This window comes from Shewanella amazonensis SB2B, assembly GCF_000015245.1.
GTDB lineage: Bacteria > Pseudomonadota > Gammaproteobacteria > Enterobacterales > Shewanellaceae > Shewanella > Shewanella amazonensis.
Map to the genome: position 1 here is coordinate 1,504,977 of NC_008700.1, position 17,118 is coordinate 1,522,094.

14 protein-coding genes are annotated in these 17,118 nt (G+C 53.1%); 6 read left to right on the forward strand and 8 right to left on the reverse strand.

Features of this window, described 5'->3' with window-relative positions; translation table 11 throughout:
• The 6 genes from tig to SAMA_RS06440 all read left to right on the forward strand — a co-directional run bounded on the left by tig (window position 1) and on the right by SAMA_RS06440 (window position 8,432).
• Entirely contained in the window at window positions 1-1,305 is a 1,305-nt protein-coding gene (tig, locus tag SAMA_RS06415; protein WP_011759339.1) for a trigger factor, read from the forward strand.
• A gap of 89 nt (window positions 1,306-1,394) precedes the next feature.
• Complete coding sequence (gene clpP, locus SAMA_RS06420; RefSeq protein ID WP_011759340.1) at window positions 1,395-2,003, forward strand: ATP-dependent Clp endopeptidase proteolytic subunit ClpP; 609 nt, start codon at window positions 1,395-1,397, stop codon at window positions 2,001-2,003.
• 85 nt (window positions 2,004-2,088) lie between these two features.
• Window positions 2,089-3,366, forward strand: coding sequence for an ATP-dependent protease ATP-binding subunit ClpX (gene clpX / locus SAMA_RS06425; RefSeq protein ID WP_011759341.1), 1,278 nt, complete (start codon window positions 2,089-2,091; stop codon window positions 3,364-3,366).
• A gap of 128 nt (window positions 3,367-3,494) precedes the next feature.
• On the forward strand, window positions 3,495-5,852 hold the full coding sequence (lon, locus tag SAMA_RS06430; protein WP_011759342.1) for an endopeptidase La: 2,358 nt from the start codon (window positions 3,495-3,497) through the stop codon (window positions 5,850-5,852).
• A gap of 259 nt (window positions 5,853-6,111) precedes the next feature.
• Complete coding sequence (gene hupB, locus SAMA_RS06435; protein ID WP_011759343.1) at window positions 6,112-6,384, forward strand: nucleoid-associated protein HU-beta; 273 nt, start codon at window positions 6,112-6,114, stop codon at window positions 6,382-6,384.
• A gap of 200 nt (window positions 6,385-6,584) precedes the next feature.
• The gene (locus tag SAMA_RS06440; RefSeq protein WP_011759344.1) at window positions 6,585-8,432 is read left to right on the forward strand and encodes a SurA N-terminal domain-containing protein; all 1,848 of its coding nucleotides are present in this window, start codon (window positions 6,585-6,587) and stop codon (window positions 8,430-8,432) included.
• A gap of 118 nt (window positions 8,433-8,550) precedes the next feature.
• On the opposite strand, the gene ung is transcribed toward SAMA_RS06440, so the two are convergent.
• The 8 genes from ung to pspF form a co-directional block, all read right to left on the reverse strand.
• A complete protein-coding gene (ung, locus tag SAMA_RS06445; protein WP_011759345.1) occupies window positions 8,551-9,207 on the reverse strand; it encodes a uracil-DNA glycosylase in 657 nt (218 codons plus the stop codon).
• A gap of 94 nt (window positions 9,208-9,301) precedes the next feature.
• Complete coding sequence (fabV, locus tag SAMA_RS06450; protein ID WP_011759346.1) at window positions 9,302-10,504, reverse strand: enoyl-ACP reductase FabV; 1,203 nt, start codon at window positions 10,502-10,504, stop codon at window positions 9,302-9,304.
• Between the two features lie 96 nt (window positions 10,505-10,600).
• Window positions 10,601-11,386 (reverse strand): peptide ABC transporter ATP-binding protein, encoded by a 786-nt coding sequence (locus SAMA_RS06455; RefSeq protein ID WP_011759347.1) that lies wholly within the window; start codon window positions 11,384-11,386, stop codon window positions 10,601-10,603.
• Entirely contained in the window at window positions 11,367-12,374 is a 1,008-nt protein-coding gene (locus SAMA_RS06460; protein ID WP_011759348.1) for a peptide ABC transporter ATP-binding protein, read from the reverse strand. The genes SAMA_RS06455 and SAMA_RS06460 overlap by 20 nt, the downstream gene beginning before the upstream one ends.
• A gap of 2 nt (window positions 12,375-12,376) precedes the next feature.
• Window positions 12,377-13,267 carry an ABC transporter permease subunit gene (locus SAMA_RS06465; protein ID WP_011759349.1) on the reverse strand — a complete coding sequence of 297 codons (891 nt, stop codon included), beginning with the start codon at window positions 13,265-13,267 and terminating at the stop codon, window positions 12,377-12,379.
• Entirely contained in the window at window positions 13,254-14,285 is a 1,032-nt protein-coding gene (locus SAMA_RS06470; protein WP_011759350.1) for an ABC transporter permease, read from the reverse strand. The genes SAMA_RS06465 and SAMA_RS06470 overlap by 14 nt, the downstream gene beginning before the upstream one ends.
• Window positions 14,285-15,913 (reverse strand): ABC transporter substrate-binding protein, encoded by a 1,629-nt coding sequence (locus SAMA_RS06475; RefSeq protein WP_011759351.1) that lies wholly within the window; start codon window positions 15,911-15,913, stop codon window positions 14,285-14,287. The genes SAMA_RS06470 and SAMA_RS06475 overlap by 1 nt, the downstream gene beginning before the upstream one ends.
• Window positions 15,914-15,983: 70 nt before the next feature.
• Complete coding sequence (gene pspF, locus SAMA_RS06480) at window positions 15,984-17,057, reverse strand: phage shock protein operon transcriptional activator (protein ID WP_011759352.1); 1,074 nt, start codon at window positions 17,055-17,057, stop codon at window positions 15,984-15,986.
• Window positions 17,058-17,118 lie beyond the last annotated feature (61 nt).

A 17,118-nucleotide genomic window follows, 5' to 3' on the forward strand; every position in this document is an offset into this window, starting at 1 on the left:
ATGCAAGTTTCTGTTGAAACAACTCAAGGCTTAGAGCGTCGCCTGACCATCTCTGTACCTGCCGAGCAGATCGAAAAACTGGTTAACGAGAGCCTGAAGCGCGAAGCCAAGCGTGCCCGTATCCCTGGTTTCCGTCCTGGTAAAGTACCTATGAGCGTTGTCAGCAAGCGCTACGGCGCCGCTATCCGTCAGGACGTGACTGGCGAAATCATGCAGCGCAATTTTGTTGAAGCCATCATCGCCGAGAAGCTGAATCCAGCTGGCGCACCTACTTTCATGCCAGGTGCAAGCGATGCCGACAAGTTTGAATTTGTTGCCACTTTTGAAGTGTATCCAGAAGTAGAACTCAAAGGTCTGGATGCTATCGAAGTTGAACAGCCAAAAGCTGATGTGACCGATGCTGACGTAGACAGCATGATCGAAACCCTGCGCAAGCAACATGCTACCTTCGACGCCGCCCCGCGCGCTGCTGAAGAAGGCGACAAAGTCGTTATCAACTTTGTTGGCAGCGTAGACGGAGAAGAGTTCCAGGGTGGCAAGGCCGAAGGCTTTGAGCTGCAACTGGGCAGCGGTCGTATGATCCCTGGCTTCGAAGAAGGCATCAAAGGCCACAAGGCCGGTGAAGAATTCGAAATCGACGTGACCTTCCCTGAGGAATACCACGCTGAAAACCTGAAGGGCAAAGCGGCCAAGTTCGCTATCACCCTGACTGAGGTGAAAGCGGCTAACCTGCCAGAAGTAAACGACGAGTTTGCCAAGCTGTTCGGTATCACCGATGGCGGCGTTGAGGCTCTAAAGGCCGAAATCCGCAAGAACATGAGCCGTGAGCTGGAACAGGCCCTGAAAGCCAACGTGAAAGAGCAGGTGATCAACGGTCTGCTGGCCGCCAACGACATCGAGCTGCCAAAGGCCCTGATCGACGGCGAAATCAACGTACTGCGTCGTCAAGCTGTTCAGCGTTTCGGTGGCAATGCTGCCAACATGCCTGAGCTGCCAGCCGAGTTGTTTGCTGAGCAAGCCGAGCGCCGTGTAAAAGTGGGCCTGCTGCTGGGTGAAGTTATCAAATCTACCGAGCTGAAAGTAGAAGAAGAACGCGTTCAGGCGCTGATCGCTTCTATGGCTTCTGCCTACGAAGATCCAGCCGAAGTGATTGAATACTACAACGGCAACAAAGAGCTGATGCAGAACATGCGCAACGTGGCTCTGGAAGAGCAAGCCGTTGAAGCTCTGCTGAAATCTGCAAAAGTGACCGAGAAGGAAGTTGCTTTTGAAGAATTTATGAACAAGGCTACCGGCCGCGCTTAACCGCAGCTTGACTTGATTGGCGTTAAGCCATTTATAATGGCTCGTATGAGGCTCCTCATGCGGGCCATTTTTATTTAGGGAAGGGATAAATGCATAACGCACCGGAATCAGTATTCAATGCGCTCGTGCCCATGGTGGTGGAACAAACCGCAAAAGGTGAGCGTTCCTACGATATCTATTCACGTCTGCTGAAAGAGCGAGTCATCTTCCTGGTGGGGCAGGTTGAAGAGCACATGGCTAACCTGATTGTTGCGCAGCTACTGTTTCTGGAATCCGAAAACCCAGATAAAGAGATTTATCTCTACATCAACTCACCGGGTGGCAGCGTGACTGCGGGTATGGCAATTTACGATACTATGCAGTTCATTAAGCCCAAGGTCAGCACCGTTTGTATCGGTCAGGCCTGCAGTATGGGCGCTTTCCTGCTTGCCGGTGGTGAAAAAGGCATGCGCCATTGTTTGCCCAATTCCAGGGTAATGATCCACCAGCCTTTAGGTGGTTTCCAGGGACAGGCATCGGATATCGCTATCCATGCGCAGGAAATTTTGGGTATCAAACACAAACTCAACCAGATGTTATCGCACCACACAGGGCAGCCAATGGAAGTGATTGAGCGTGACACTGACCGCGATAATTTCATGAGTGCAACCCAGGCCGTTGAGTACGGTCTGATCGATTCAGTGCTGACCAGTCGCTGATTTTTGCATCGCTCTGGGCTAAGCTCAGATTGAAAGGTTGAGATAGAGAGACAAGCGACTGACAGGTCGCAAACGGGGTAAACTAATGGGTGAGAACAAGACTGGTGATGGCGGCAAACTGCTGTATTGCTCTTTCTGCGGAAAGAGCCAGCACGAAGTGCGAAAGCTGATCGCCGGACCATCCGTGTACGTCTGCGACGAGTGTGTTGAGTTGTGCAACGACATTATTCGCGAAGAGATTAAAGAGATTTCGCCAAAGCGGGATCAGGACAAGCTGCCAACGCCTCACGAACTGAGAGCACACCTTGATGACTACGTCATTGGCCAGGAAAAGGCCAAGAAGGTGCTGTCGGTGGCAGTGTACAACCACTATAAGCGCTTGCGTAATGCTGGCCCCAAAGATGGGGTAGAGCTGGGTAAGAGTAACATTCTGCTGATTGGTCCAACCGGTAGTGGTAAGACCCTGTTGGCTGAAACGCTGGCGCGTTTCCTCAATGTACCTTTCACCATGGCCGACGCCACTACGTTGACCGAAGCCGGTTATGTGGGTGAAGACGTTGAGAACATCATTCAAAAGCTGCTGCAAAAGTGCGACTACGATGTGGAAAAGGCCCAGCGTGGCATCGTCTACATCGATGAAATCGATAAAATCAGCCGCAAGTCCGACAACCCCTCCATCACCCGTGATGTGAGTGGTGAAGGCGTGCAGCAAGCGCTGCTGAAACTTATTGAAGGGACCGTTGCTGCCGTGCCGCCACAGGGTGGCCGTAAACATCCGCAGCAGGAGTTTTTGCAGGTTGATACCTCCAAGATCCTCTTTATCTGTGGTGGCGCTTTCGCCGGCCTCGAGAAGGTGATTGAGCAACGCACCCATACCGGTAGCGGTATTGGTTTCGGTGCTCAAGTAAAGGGCAAGGAAGAAAAAGAGAGTATGTCTGACATTCTCTCGCAGGTTGAGCCGGAAGATCTGGTTAAATACGGTCTTATCCCTGAGTTCATCGGTCGTTTGCCTGTAGTCGCTACCCTGGCAGAGCTGGATGAAGACGCACTTATCCAAATTCTGTCAGAGCCCAAGAACGCACTTACCAAGCAATATGCGGCCCTGTTCGAGATGGAAAACGTTGAGCTTGAATTCCGTGAAGACGCCCTGAAGGCAATCGCTCAAAAGGCCATGTCACGCAAGACAGGTGCCCGTGGTCTGCGCTCGATTGTAGAAGGTATTCTGCTGGATACCATGTATGACTTGCCGTCCCAACAGGGTGTGAGCAAGGCTGTGGTGGATGAGTCCGTGGTGAAGGGCGAGTCTGCACCGATCCTGATTTACGAACAGACCGAATCTCAGGCGGCCAGCGGCGACCAATAATTGCCCATCTGCAATGAATGTACGAATAAAGGAGTCCAATTGGGCTCCTTTTTTACATTTATGCCATTGAAAGGGCCGAAACAGCCCCAATATACTCGAATATAGTCCATCTGATACGGAATCGAATTATGTCCCAAGAGCGTGAAGCGCATTTCGAATTGCCGGTATTACCCCTGCGAGATGTGGTGGTGTACCCCCATATGGTCATTCCGTTATTTGTGGGTCGTGAAAAGTCTATTCGCTGCCTGGAAACGGCCATGGCCCAAGATAAGCAGATCATGCTTGTCGCTCAGCGAGATGCCGATCTGGATGAGCCCGGTGCTGACGACATTTTTGAGGTGGGGACCATCGCCTCCATTCTGCAGCTGCTCAAACTGCCTGACGGCACAGTTAAAGTGCTGGTTGAGGGGGGGCGCCGTGCCCGCGTTGCCCGTTACACCCAGGAAGAGCCTTTCTTCATCGGCCGCATCGAAGAGCTGCCTTCGGCGCCGTTGGAAGACAAGGAAGAAGAGGTGTTGGTGCGCAGTGCCATCGCCCAGTTTGAAGGCTACATCAAGCTCAATAAAAAAATTCCACCCGAAGTGCTCACCTCCATGTCCGGCATCGACGAGGCTGCTCGCCTTGCCGATACCATGGCGGCCCATATGCCACTCAAGCTCGAAGACAAACAGTCTGTGCTTGAAATGGTGAATGTGGGTGAGCGCCTCGAGTACCTGATGGCCATGATGGAAGGCGAAATCGATTTGTTGCAGGTGGAGAAGCGCATCCGCTCCCGCGTGAAAAAGCAAATGGAAAAGAGCCAACGCGAGTACTACCTGAATGAGCAAATGAAAGCCATTCAGAAGGAGCTTGGCGATCTTGATGAAGGCCATGATGAATTTGAGACTCTCAATCGTAAGATTGAAGAGGCCAAGATGCCGGCTGACGCCAAAGACAAGGCCCAGGCTGAGCTGAACAAGTTACGTATGATGTCTCCCATGTCAGCAGAGGCCACTGTGGTGCGCTCCTATGTTGATTGGATGACTTCAGTGCCTTGGTTTGAGCGCTCCAAAATCAAGCGTGACCTCTCCAAGGCCGAGCAGGTACTTAATGCAGACCACTATGGTCTGGAAAAAGTCAAAGAGCGTATCCTTGAGTATTTGGCGGTTCAGACCCGGGTGAAACAGCTTAAAGGCCCAATCCTGTGTCTGGTAGGCCCACCAGGTGTGGGTAAAACCTCGCTCGGTCAGTCAATTGCCAAGGCAACCGGCCGTAAATATGTGCGGGTGGCGCTCGGTGGTGTGCGCGATGAAGCGGAAATCCGCGGCCATCGCCGTACTTACATCGGCTCTATGCCGGGCAAAATCATTCAGAAGATGGCCAAGGTTGGGGTGAAAAACCCGCTGTTCCTGTTGGATGAAATCGACAAGATGAGTTCCGACATGCGCGGCGACCCGGCTTCAGCCCTGCTGGAAGTTTTGGACCCAGAGCAGAACGCCACCTTTAACGATCACTATCTGGAAGTCGATTATGACCTGTCCGATGTGATGTTTGTGGCCACCAGTAACTCCATGGATATTCCAGGCCCGCTGTTGGACCGTATGGAAGTGATTCGTCTGTCGGGTTACACCGAAGACGAAAAGCTCAACATCGCCAAGCAGCACTTACTGCCAAAGCAGGTAGAGCGCAACGGCCTTAAGCCACAGGAAATCAGCGTCGATGATGGTGCAATTCTCGGCATTATCCGTTACTACACCCGTGAGGCAGGCGTCCGTGCCCTTGAGCGTGAGCTGTCGAAGATTTGCCGTAAAGTCGTGAAGCAAATACTGCTGGATAAAGCGGTGAAACACGTGGATGTGACAGGTGAAAACCTTAAATCATTCCTGGGTGTCCAGCGTCATGACTATGGTAAGGCTGAGTCCAACAATCAGGTAGGTCAGGTAACAGGTCTTGCCTGGACTCAGGTTGGCGGCGATCTCCTGACCATTGAAGCCACTTCCGTGGCGGGTAAGGGCAAGCTGACATACACGGGCTCTCTGGGTGATGTGATGCAGGAGTCGATTCAGGCCGCGATGACAGTGGTTCGGGCGCGCGCCGAGCAGCTGGGTATCAACCCTGACTTCTATGAAAAGCGCGATATCCATGTGCACGTGCCTGAAGGTGCGACGCCAAAGGATGGTCCATCAGCCGGTGCCGCCATGTGTACCGCACTGGTTTCAACCTTAACGGGTAATCCTGTTCGCGCTGACGTGGCCATGACAGGTGAGATTACTTTGCGCGGTGAAGTGCTGCCCATCGGTGGTCTCAAGGAGAAACTGCTGGCGGCTCACCGTGGTGGCATCAAGCATGTGCTTATCCCCAAGGAAAACGAACGTGACCTTGAAGAAATCCCCGCTAACGTGGTGGCAGATCTGCAAATTCACCCGGTTCGTTGGGTGGACGAAGTGCTGAAATTGGCGCTGGAGCGCCCGGTTGAAGGCTTCGAAGTGGTCAAAAACGCCGGATAAGGCAAAAAAGTGCGCTACAGGCTTAAAAAAAGTGAAAAAAGGGGCTTAACAAACCCTTGACCTGTGGTAGCCTAGGTTCGTGGAGAGCCAGTACCTCCCAAACCCTTGGCAGGGCTGGCTTTGAGCTGTATCCAACTTTAATTCTTTGCTTTTTCGTTGACGCTTGAACTTTGGTTTCAAGCTTGTTATAAAAGCCTCCGCAGACCGCTCTAGAGAAGGATTTGGTTGCGGCGCAAAAAACTACATTCAAGGGGATGACATGAATAAATCTGAACTGATCGAGAAAATTGCTTCTGGTGCCGATATTTCCAAGGCTGCTGCCGGTCGCGCACTGGACTCTTTCATCGCTGCTGTGACTGAAGGTCTGAAGGACGGCGGTAAAATTTCCCTGGTTGGTTTTGGTACTTTTGAAGTTCGTGAGCGTGCTGAGCGTACCGGCCGTAACCCACAGTCTGGCAAAGAGATCAAAATCCCTGCTGCCAAGATCCCAGCATTCAAAGCTGGTAAAGCTCTGAAAGACGCAGTCAACTAATACTGACTCGCCTTTGTAGGCTTTCGTTCTTCAAGCACTGCCACTGCAGTGCTTTTTACGAATTGAAGGTGCTGAGCAACCAAGCACGGCACCGGAGTGACGAAGCATTCAAGGTCATTCCTGAAAAGTTACATAAAGGCGCATCCTCAAAAAGATGCGCTTTTTTATTTCAATCACAAGAGTAACAAGCGGGACGTCTGATGTTAGAAAAGATCCGTGAAGGTGCCCAGGGTACCATTGCCAAGAGCATTCTGGTGCTGGTCATACTTTCTTTTGCCTTTACCGGTGTGAGCAGTTATCTCGGCTCATCCACCGAACCTGCGGCTGCCACAGTGAATGGAGAAGAAATTCCCGTCTCAGCACTGGAGCAAGCCTTCCAAAATGAAAAGGCACGTATGGAGCAGCAACTGGGTGAGATGTTCCAGACCCTGGCCGCCGACGACAACTACCTGCGCTCCATCAGACAGGGTGTGCTCGAGCGTATGATTGCTGACAAATTGCTGGATCAAACTGCCAGTGAAATGGGTCTGCGCATCTCCGATGAGCAAATCAAGCAAGCAATTATGGAAGAGCCCGCATTCCAAACAGAAGGCAAGTTTGATAACGAACGTTACCTGGCTATCCTGCGTCAGCTCGGATACCAAACCAACAGCTTCCGTGACATGATGCGTGTCGACATGACCCGTCGTCAGCTGGTGAACGCCCTGATTGGCAGTGAGTTTGTGCTGCCGTCTGAGAGCAAGGCGGTTGCTGAGCTGCAAGGCCAGACACGTGACCTGCGCTATCTGGTGGTTGAGTCTCAGCCCTTCGAAGCGGGTATCACAGTGGCTGACGATGAAGCCAAGAGCTTCTACGATGCCAATCCTGATCAGTTTATTAAACCTGAGCAGGTAAGCCTCGAATACCTGACGCTTTCTGCCAAGTCCCTTGCCGATGAGGTGAGTGTGACCGACGAGCAGGCCAAAGCCTACTACGACGAGCACATGAGCCAGTACAAGACGCCTGAAAAACGTTTGGCTGCCCATATCCTGGTGAATCTGGGCGACGACGAAGCCGCCGCAAAAACCAAAGCCGATGCGATTTATGCCAAGCTTCAGGCCGGTGCAGACTTTGCCGAGCTTGCCAAAACCGACTCTGAAGACACTTTCAGCGGTGAGCTGGGTGGTCAGCTGGACTGGTTTGAGCAGGGTGTAATGGATCCTGCGTTTGACGAAGCCTTGTTTGGTCTCGAAAAAGATCAGTATTCTGCTGTGGTGAAAACCGACTATGGTTTCCACATTATCAAGCTGCTTGATGTTCAGGGCGGTGCCCAGGCCAGCTTTGACGAAGTGAAGGATCGTATTTTCGCTCAGATCAAAGAAAAAGATGCGCTGGATAAGTTCTACAGTCTGCAGCAAAAACTGGCCGATACCAGTTACGAAGTCCCAGATAGCCTGACCGAAGCGGCCAAAGCCACCGGGCTTGAAGTAAAATCCACAGGTCTTTTCGCCCGAGAAATGCCTCCGGCTGAAATCAGCAACCCAGCACTCATCAAAGCAGCCTTCTCTGAGCAGGTATTGCTGAGCGGCATGAACAGCGACGTGGTTGACCTTGGCGACAACCAGGTTGCCGTGGTGCGCGTTAAAGAGCACAAGCAAGCCGGTACTTTGCCATTCGATGAAGTGAAAGCCGGCATTGTTGCCCGCTTGACCCAAGACAAGGCCAACGATGCAGCCAAACTGCAGGCGCAGGAACTGCTGGCCAAGTTCAAGGCCGGTGAAGCACTGGAGCTGACGGCCAAAGCCAAGGTTGCCCGTTTCGACCGTGAGTTGGATCCCTCCATCGTGAATAAGGGCTTCCAATTGGCCGTAGGCGGCGCTGATACCATCAGCATGGCTTCCGGTTATGCGCTGGTAGTATTGGATAAGGTTAATCCAGCTGAGGGCGTTGAAGACGCTCTGGTGCAGGCCCTCGCTCAGCGTCTGAGCAATCAGTATACAGAGCTTGCCTATCGCGGTGTTATCGACTCGCTGAAGGCGAAAGCCGAAATCAGTTACGCTGCCGAATAACGATAAGTTCCAGCATTAAAATGCCAGCCCTCGGGCTGGCATTTTTGTTTGCGAGTTCCAAGATGTTTCGTCATCAGGGCTAGGTTTAGCAGGCTTTATGAGGGTTGGATAAGCCGTTTCAGAGTTGCCACTCTATGGGAGATTTGCCCTGATGTCTCAGCATGTCATTGGCAATGGCAAAGTGATTGCAACCAAAAAAGCCTTTGTGTGCAGAGAACGGTGACGGGTGCGGCGCTTGCAGTACTCTGTGTCTGCTGCCGTCAATCAAGCCCGCTTTTTTGCCGGCATGGCTGCCCCAAAGCAAAAATATCACCCCGTGACAATGGGTACTGATGCCACGTATTACTGCATCGGTAAACCGCTCCCAGCCCAGGTGGGCGTGGGAATGTGCCTGTCCGCGCTCCACTGTCAATATAGTATTGAGTAGCAACACGCCTTGAGTTGCCCAAGGAGTTAAGTCCCCATGGGAAGGGGCAATAAAGCCCGGGATTGAATTGGTGAGCTCGATAAAGATGTTCTGCAGAGAGGGAGGGGGTGGACAGGGGGATTTTACTGAAAAGCACAGACCGTGTGCCTGATTGGGGCCGTGGTAAGGATCTTGCCCCAATATCACCACCTTAACCTGCTCCAGAGGAGTAAATCGAAACGCATTGAAGATATCGGCCTTGGCCGGATAGACGGTCACTCCGGCGCGTATGCGCTCATTGATGTACTTAAGGGTGTCCTGGAAGTACGCAGAGCGTTTTTCGTCTCCAAGAAGTTGTTGCCAGTCCACTTTGTGTCCTTAATTTTTAGCTGATTGTGTCTATTATGCTGATTTTCTGCCATAAAAAAACGCCGCAGAGCGGCGTTTTTCAATGCGTTTGTGCTTACAGCTCAATCACATCAAAGTTAACTTCAGGATTGACGTCTGCATCGTAGTCGATGCCTTCAATACCAAAGCCAAACAGCTTGATGAACTCGGCCTTGTACTCGAAGTAGTCGGTCAGCTCAGGCAGGTTTTCGGTGGTGATCTGAGGCCAAAGATCGCGGCAATGCTGTTGAATGTCATCACGCAGCTCCCAGTCATCCAAACGCAGACGGTTGTCTTCGTCTACTTCAGGCGCGCTGCCATCGGCTTTGTACAGGCGCTCAGAGAACATACGCAGGATTTGTTCCATACAGCCTTCATGCAGACCTTCGGCGCGCATCTTCTTGAATACCATGGCGATGTACAGTGGCATCACGGGAATGGCAGAAGAAGCCTGAGTGACCACGCTCTTGAGAACAGCCACGTTGGCGCTGCCGCCTTTGGCTGCCAGCTTGTCGTTCAGGGCGTGGGCGGCGCGGTCGAGGTCCATTTTGGCCTTACCCAGTGCGCCATGCCAGTAGATAGGCCAGGTCAGCTCAGTACCAATGTAGGAGTAAGCTACTGTCTTGCAGCCTTCGGCCAGAACACCGGCTTCATCCAGAGCGTTGAGCCACAGTTCCCAATCCTGACCACCCATTACGGTTACAGTGTCGGCAATTTCCTGCTCGGTGGCGGGTTCAACACTGGCTTCGATAATGGTGTCTTTGTTGGTGTCCACTGCGGTAGAGCTGTATGGCTGGCCGATTGGCTTCAGTGATGAGCGCACCAGCTCACCACTGTCAGGGAGTTTACGCACGGGCGATGCCAGCGAGTACACCACCATGTCGATTTGACCCAGATCGGCTTTAATCAGCTCAATCGCCTTGGCTTTGGCTTCATGGCTGAAGGCATCGCCGTTGATGCTCTTGCTGTACAGGCCTTCGGCTTTGGCAAACTTGTCAAAGGCGGCGGAGTTGTACCAGCCTGCAGTACCGGGTTTGGACTCGGTACCTGGCTTTTCAAAGAACACGCCTATGGTGGCTGCACCGCTGCCAAAAGCTGCCGCGATGCGGGAAGACAGACCGTAGCCACTGGAGGAGCCAACAACCAGCACGCGCTTGGGACCATTGACGATGGGGCCTCGGGCCTTGGTCAGATTAATCTGTTCCAGCACATTGGCTTCACAGCCTACCGGATGAGTGGTGGTACAAATAAATCCACGAATTTTTGGTTTGATAATCATGTTTATGCTTCTTCAGTCAACACTGGCAATAGAATAATGACTTGAGCGGCCGAAGGCAGCTCCTTTTTTACAATTCACCCCGGTGGTTGGATGAGTTCAGCGCTTTCTCACCTGCCGGGTTTGCTCGGCAATCAGCCTGGCGGTGTACTCATGCTCAGGGCTTTCAAAAACCTTTTGCACCGGCCCCTTTTCAATCAACTGGCCCTTGTGCAGTACCATGATTTTATCGCTCACATGGCGTACCAGGTTAAGGTTATGGGACACGAAGATGTAAGACAGGCCCATTTCCTTTTGCAGGTGTAACAGCAGATTGAGAATCTGTGAGCGAACGGAGAGGTCCAGTGCGGTCAATGCCTCGTCGGCAATAATCACCTTTGGGCTTAGCATCAGCGCCCGTGCCACGGCCACCCGCTGCTTTTGGCCTTCAGAAATCATGTGCGGATAAAAATCGGCATGCTCAGGCAAGAGTCCAACTTTGCGCAGGGTTTCGGTGACCTGAACACTGCGCTCATGTGCCGACATGCCGGTATTGAACCTCAGCGGCTCTTCGAGCAGCTCACCAATAGACAGGCGCGGGTTGAGCGAGGTGTTGGGGTCCTGAAATATCATCCGGATAAGGCGGCAACGCTGTTTTAAGTTGCGACTCTCCAGCGATTCGCCTTCAAACTGGATATCACCGCTGGAGCGCTGCTCCGCGCCCACCAATATTCGTGCAAGGGTACTCTTGCCTGAGCCAGCCTCACCTACAATGGCCAGTGTCTCACCACGGCCGAGTTCAAACGAAATGGGCGCCAAGGCCTCGTTATACTGGCGCTTAAACCTGTGATAGCCGGTGAAGTAGCGTTTTGACAGACTGGTGACCTTAAGCAGCGGTGTCGTCATTATTCGTCTCCGTGCGATAAGGGAAGTGACAGGCATAATATCTGTCTTTTTGATGTTGCAGCTGAGGCTGATGGACACACTCGCGTCTGGCTTCCGGGCAGCGTGGACCCAGGCGGCAACCTATGGGTAAATGCTGTAAGGCCGGCGCCGACCCGGGCAATACCGGCATCAGGCTCTTGTGAGGCAGGTTGCCACGGTAATCGGGAAGGTGATCCATCAGCGCCTTGGTATAGGGGTGCAGCGGCTCACGGATAAGCTCATCAATGGGACCGGATTCCATCACCTGACCGCAGTAAAGCACTGTGAGGTTATTGCACCAGTCCGCCAGGGTCTCAAGCTCATGGCTGATCATCATAATGGTTACCCCCTGCAGCTGATTGAGCTGTGCCAGGAGGCGGAAAATCTGGGCTTGGGTGCTGGGTTCCATTGAGTTGGTCGGTTCATCGGCAATCAGCAATCTGGGCTGATTGGCCAGCGCCATGGCAATCATCACCTTTTGGCATTCGCCTTCTGAGGTTTCCCAGGGATAGGAGGCCATCACCCGTTTGGGATCCTTGATACCCACCTTATGCAGCCATTTTTGTGCCGTCAGACGCCGCTCACGACCACGTCGCCAGAAGGGCACATTCTTGTCGGCGGGCATGGCTTCAATCAGCTGGGCACCTATGGTGATCACCGGGTCGAGGCTACCGGAAGGGTCCTGAAATATCATCGCCATGTCTTTGCCCATAAGATTGCGGCGTTCGACATCGCTCATTTCCATGAGGTTTCGGCCATCCCACATCATGCGATCGGCAGTAATGGTCCAGTTGGGACCCGGGATCCCCAGAACGGCCCGGGCAAGCAGACTGCGACCCGAGCCCGACTCGCCCACCAAGCCATGAATTTCTCCGGCATGGAGCATCAGGCTGACTTTTTCCAGTGCCTTGACCCGCCCGTGTGGGGTGTCGAGTTCGATGGTGAGATTGCGAATATCCAGTAGCGGCATAATCAGTTCTTTATCGGCGCAAGGGCCGAGCGTAATCCATCGCCCACCAAATTAACGGCAAGCACGGTAAAGAGTATCGCGAGCCCGGGAATGGTCATGGTCCAGGGGGCGGTAAGCAGGTTATCCAAGCCCTGAAATACCATGGCACCCCACTCGGGGCTGGGCGCCTGAGCTCCCAGATTAAGAAAGCCCAAAGCGGCTATATCCAGAATCGCGGTGGAAATGGCGAGCGTGGTTTGAATAATGACCACTTCCCAGACGTTCGGCATGATCACGTACCAGAAAATCTGGGCACTGTTGGCGCCATCGAGGCGAGCAGCAGTGACATATTCTTTTTGCAGTTCTTCATGGATGGCCTGATGAATGGCGCGCACAAATTGTGGGGTGAGGGCAATACCCACAGCCCAAAATACGTTGCCAAGCCCCGGCCCCAGTACAGCGACGACCAGGATGGCCATTAAAAGTGATGGAATGGACAAGAGCGCGTCCAGCAGGTGACCGAGAATACTGGATTTAAGCCCTTTCATCATGCCCGAAATGGCACCTATGACAAAGCCAAGCAGCAGCGCGGTAATCACCACGGCCAACGACATGCCGAATGTCAGCTGCACACCATGAAGGATGCGGCTGAATATATCCCGCCCCAGGTCATCGGTACCCAAAAAGTGTTCCACCGTACCTGCGGGATCCCAGGAGGGTGGCAATAGCAAGGCTTTGGGGTTTTGTGCTTCCGGACTGAAGGGCGCCAGCCAGGGGCCAAACAGGGTGAAAAACAGCAGCCCGATGATGACCCAAAGCCCCGCCAGGGCGAAGGGGTTGGATGCAAACGCCTGCCATAGCCGCCTCATGGGAGACGGAATGTCGTCTTCCTGATAAATCTTAATTTGAGGCATAAAGTTCTTTCCTGCTCAGCGGGTTGGAGGCTGTGTGTATCACTTCAATCAGGATGCTCAGGAAAATAATGAGCAGGGCAACCGCCAGAATTCCGCCCTGAATGACGGTGTAATCACGCTGATAGATACCTGACACCAGCCAGGAGCCCACTCCGGGCCAGGAGAAAATAACTTCCACCACAATGGCATAACTGGCGAATGCTCCGAGCATCAGGCCTAGGTGTTTCAGCACCGGGATGAGGGCATTGGGGAGCGCATGTTTCAGGATGATCATGCCCGTGTGCAGCCCACGTGCCTCGGCGGCACGGATATAGGTTTGATTCATCACGTTGACCATGGCAGCGCGGGTAATACGCACCACCACGGTAAAGGGCAATACCGCCAGAGTGACTGCCGGCAAGACAATGTGCGCCAGCGCATCCTTGAATGCTGAAATACGGTAGCTTGAATCTGACAGCAGGGTGTCTATCAGCATAAAGCCAGTGACGGGTTTGATTTCGTAAAGCAGGTTAATCTGGCCTGAGATGGGTAGCCATCCCAGACGCACGCCAAACCACAGCGACAAGGATAAGCCAAGCCAGAACACAGGCACGGAGTAGCCGGTGAGGGTAATGGCCATGATGGCATGTTGAGTCAATTTATGTTGGTTAAGGGAGGCCAAAACCCCGAGTGGGATCCCAAGGAGCAGCGCCAGCAAGCCTGAAAAACACGCCAGCTCAAAAGATGTCGGCAGCACAGTGGCCAGCTCTTTTGCCACACTTTGTTGAGAGGTGGTGGAAATGCCCAGGTTGCCGGTAAGCCGCTGCTGAACATAGGCGATATATTGGCGGAACTCCGATTTATCCAACTGATAATCTTCGATAATCTGCAGCGCCTGTTCGCCGGAGGGATTGTCGATGCCTGTCAGGGCATACACCCTGTCCGTTGGAAACTGGCTGGTTGCCAGAAACAGAATGCTCACCATCAATATGGAGGTCGCGATAAAGAGGTTCAGTCTGCGGATAAGGTAAATACCCATCAGTTCTTCTCCTCCGTTGCAGGCTGGATGTCGGCGAAGGCAATACCGCCAAAGGGCGTTACCGGCATATGCTGAATATTGTTGCGGTGCACCAGCGAGCGCTTGGCGTGTGCGAAGGCAAACAGGGGCAATTCCTTGGCAACTGTGGCCTGAGCCTCTTGATAGAGGGCGGTGCGCTCCAATCTGTCGGTGGTCGAACGGGCTTTGGACAGCAGCTGGTCAAATGCGGGGTTACACCAACGTGAACGGTTACTTCCCGATGCCATGGAGGCGCAGCTCAATAGTGGGCTGAAAAAGTTGTCAGGGTCGCTGTTGTCGGCATTCCAGCCGATAAGCACAGAGTCATAATCGCTCTGATTCAATTTCTGGGTAAACACCGACCAGTCATAGCTGATGATATTGGCCTTTACCCCGATGTTGGCCAAATCGGCCTGAATAAGTTCTGCTGTTTTCAGGGCATTGGGGTTGTATGCCCTGGCTACCGGCATGGCCCAGATGTCAATGCTGAGGTTCCGAATGCCGGCATCGGCCAGCAGGGTCATGGCTCTGGAAGGCGAATAGTCAATGTCGAGTTCATAATCCCTGGCATACGCCCAGGAGGAGGGCGGCAGCAGGCTTTGCGCCTCGACAGCGGTATCCTGGTATACGGCCGCAAGAATGTTGCGCTTATCTATGGCCAGTGACAGGGCTTTGCGTACCCGCACATCATTGAATGGCGCTTTTTGAGTATTGAATGCCCAAAAGGCCACATTGAGGCCAGGCTTGGACTCCAACGTAAGCTCAGGATGCGCCTCAATCAAATCAAGCTCACCGGCTTTGGGCAGGGCGGACACGCTGCAGTCACCCGTGATGAGCTTTGATAAGCGCACAGTGCTCTTGGAGGTGATGTCGTACACCAGCATGTCTATTTCAGGTGCCTTCCCCCAATAGTCTTCGTGGCGACGGTAGCGAATATATTCGTTCTTCACATACTCCACCAACCGGAACGGTCCAGTGCCTATTGCCTGGATGTCGAGCTGTTCGGGGGTGCCGGCCCTCAGTTGCTGGGCTGCGTATTCGGCTGACAGGATAACGGCAAAGTCCGTGGCAAGATTCGATAAAAACGACGCATCAGTGTGATTGAGTTTAAACACCACCTCGTTATCGCCAGCCTTGGTTACCGAGGCAACCTGATTGGCGAAATCGATGCTTTGGAAAAACGGATAGCCGCTGCGGGAAACCCAGTGAAAGGGATGTTCATCATCGAGAATGCGCTGGAATGAAAACAGTACATCGTCGGCATTCATTGGGCGACTGGGGGTGAACTTGGCAGAATGATGAAACTGTACGCCCTGGCGCAATACGAAACGATACTCCAAGCCGTCATCGCTGATGCTCCAACGTTCGGCCAGTGCAGGTACTATCTTGCCTTCTTCGGCGTCGTAATCCACCAAGCGGCTGTATATCTGCTGGGATGTGGCATCTATGGTGGTGCCGGATGTCACTGTCTGGGGATTGAATGATTCAGGGTTACCTTCGGAGCAGTAAACCACCCCAGGTGGCAATTGCTGATGGCCACAGGCCGCGAGCCAACCACCGAGAAGGGGCAGCAGTGCAAACCGATAAAGCCGGGTTGTCAGCGCATTCATTAAAGAATCGTTATTGATGTAAGCGGTAATGGTTGATTCTAACAGCCGCTCGCCGCCCCCGGCAATCCACTTATGCCTTATCCAGTAAATTGTATTTCTTCAGGATCCCGCGCAGCTGGTGATAGCTGAGCCCCAACATGTCCGCCGATTTTTTTTGATTGAACTGACTTGCTGCCAGCGCCTGTTGGATGAGGTCTTTTTCTACGGCCTCCAGGTGTTCTTTCAAATCCAGCGGAAAGCTTGGTGTTGGCGCACATTCACTGACTGCAGCAGTTGTTGCGAATGTGGGCTCAGACTTTGGCTCCGGCGCCAGCGCTGGCTGAACCTGGCGCTCACGGGTTTTAATCCGGCCTTTTGGCCGCCATGGGGAATCGAAGGGGTCAAGCACTATGTGTTCAATGGGCTCGCCATCGGCACCGCTGCGATACACAGAGCGTTCTATGACGTTCTTGAGCTCCCGGATGTTACCGGGCCACTGATGGCTCAGCAGCTGCTCAATGGCGTGTGGGGCAAACCCCGGAAAGTATTCGAGTTTCAGTTGCCGCGCCATGCCAACACCGAAATATTCAGCCAGCGGCATGATATCTTCTTTACGGCTTCTCAGGGGCGGAAGGGTGATGACGTCAAAGGCGAGTCTGTCGAGCAGGTCGGCGCGAAACTCGCCCGCTTCAGCCAGTGAGGGTAAGTCTTCGTTGGCGGCGCAGATCAGTCGGACATCGGCTTGCAGCGTTTTACTGCCGCCGACCCGTTCATACTCGCCATATTCGATAACTCTGAGCAGCTTTTCCTGGATAAGCCCTGAGGTGTTGGCCAGCTCATCCAAAAACAGGGTGCCGCCATCGGCACGCTCGAAGCGGCCTTCGTGACGCCCCTTGGCGCCGGTAAAGGCACCGGATTCATGGCCAAAGAGTTCACTTTCGAGTAGATTTTCGCTCAAAGATGAACAATTTAGTTTAAGAAAGCTCTGATCCCAGCGCTGGGATAGATAGTGCAGACGCTCGGCGATCAGTTCCTTGCCGGTACCTCGTTCCCCAATAATCAGCACAGGCTTGGAGAGGGGGGCGATTCGTGAGACATGTTCAAGCACTTCCAGTAGTGCATTGGACTGTCCTATGAGGTTATCCTGTTTAAATGCGTTGGGCACTTTTTGTTGGTCTTATTCGCTAACAAGTGGTGAAATTCATAATAGGTGTCTGCACTTATAA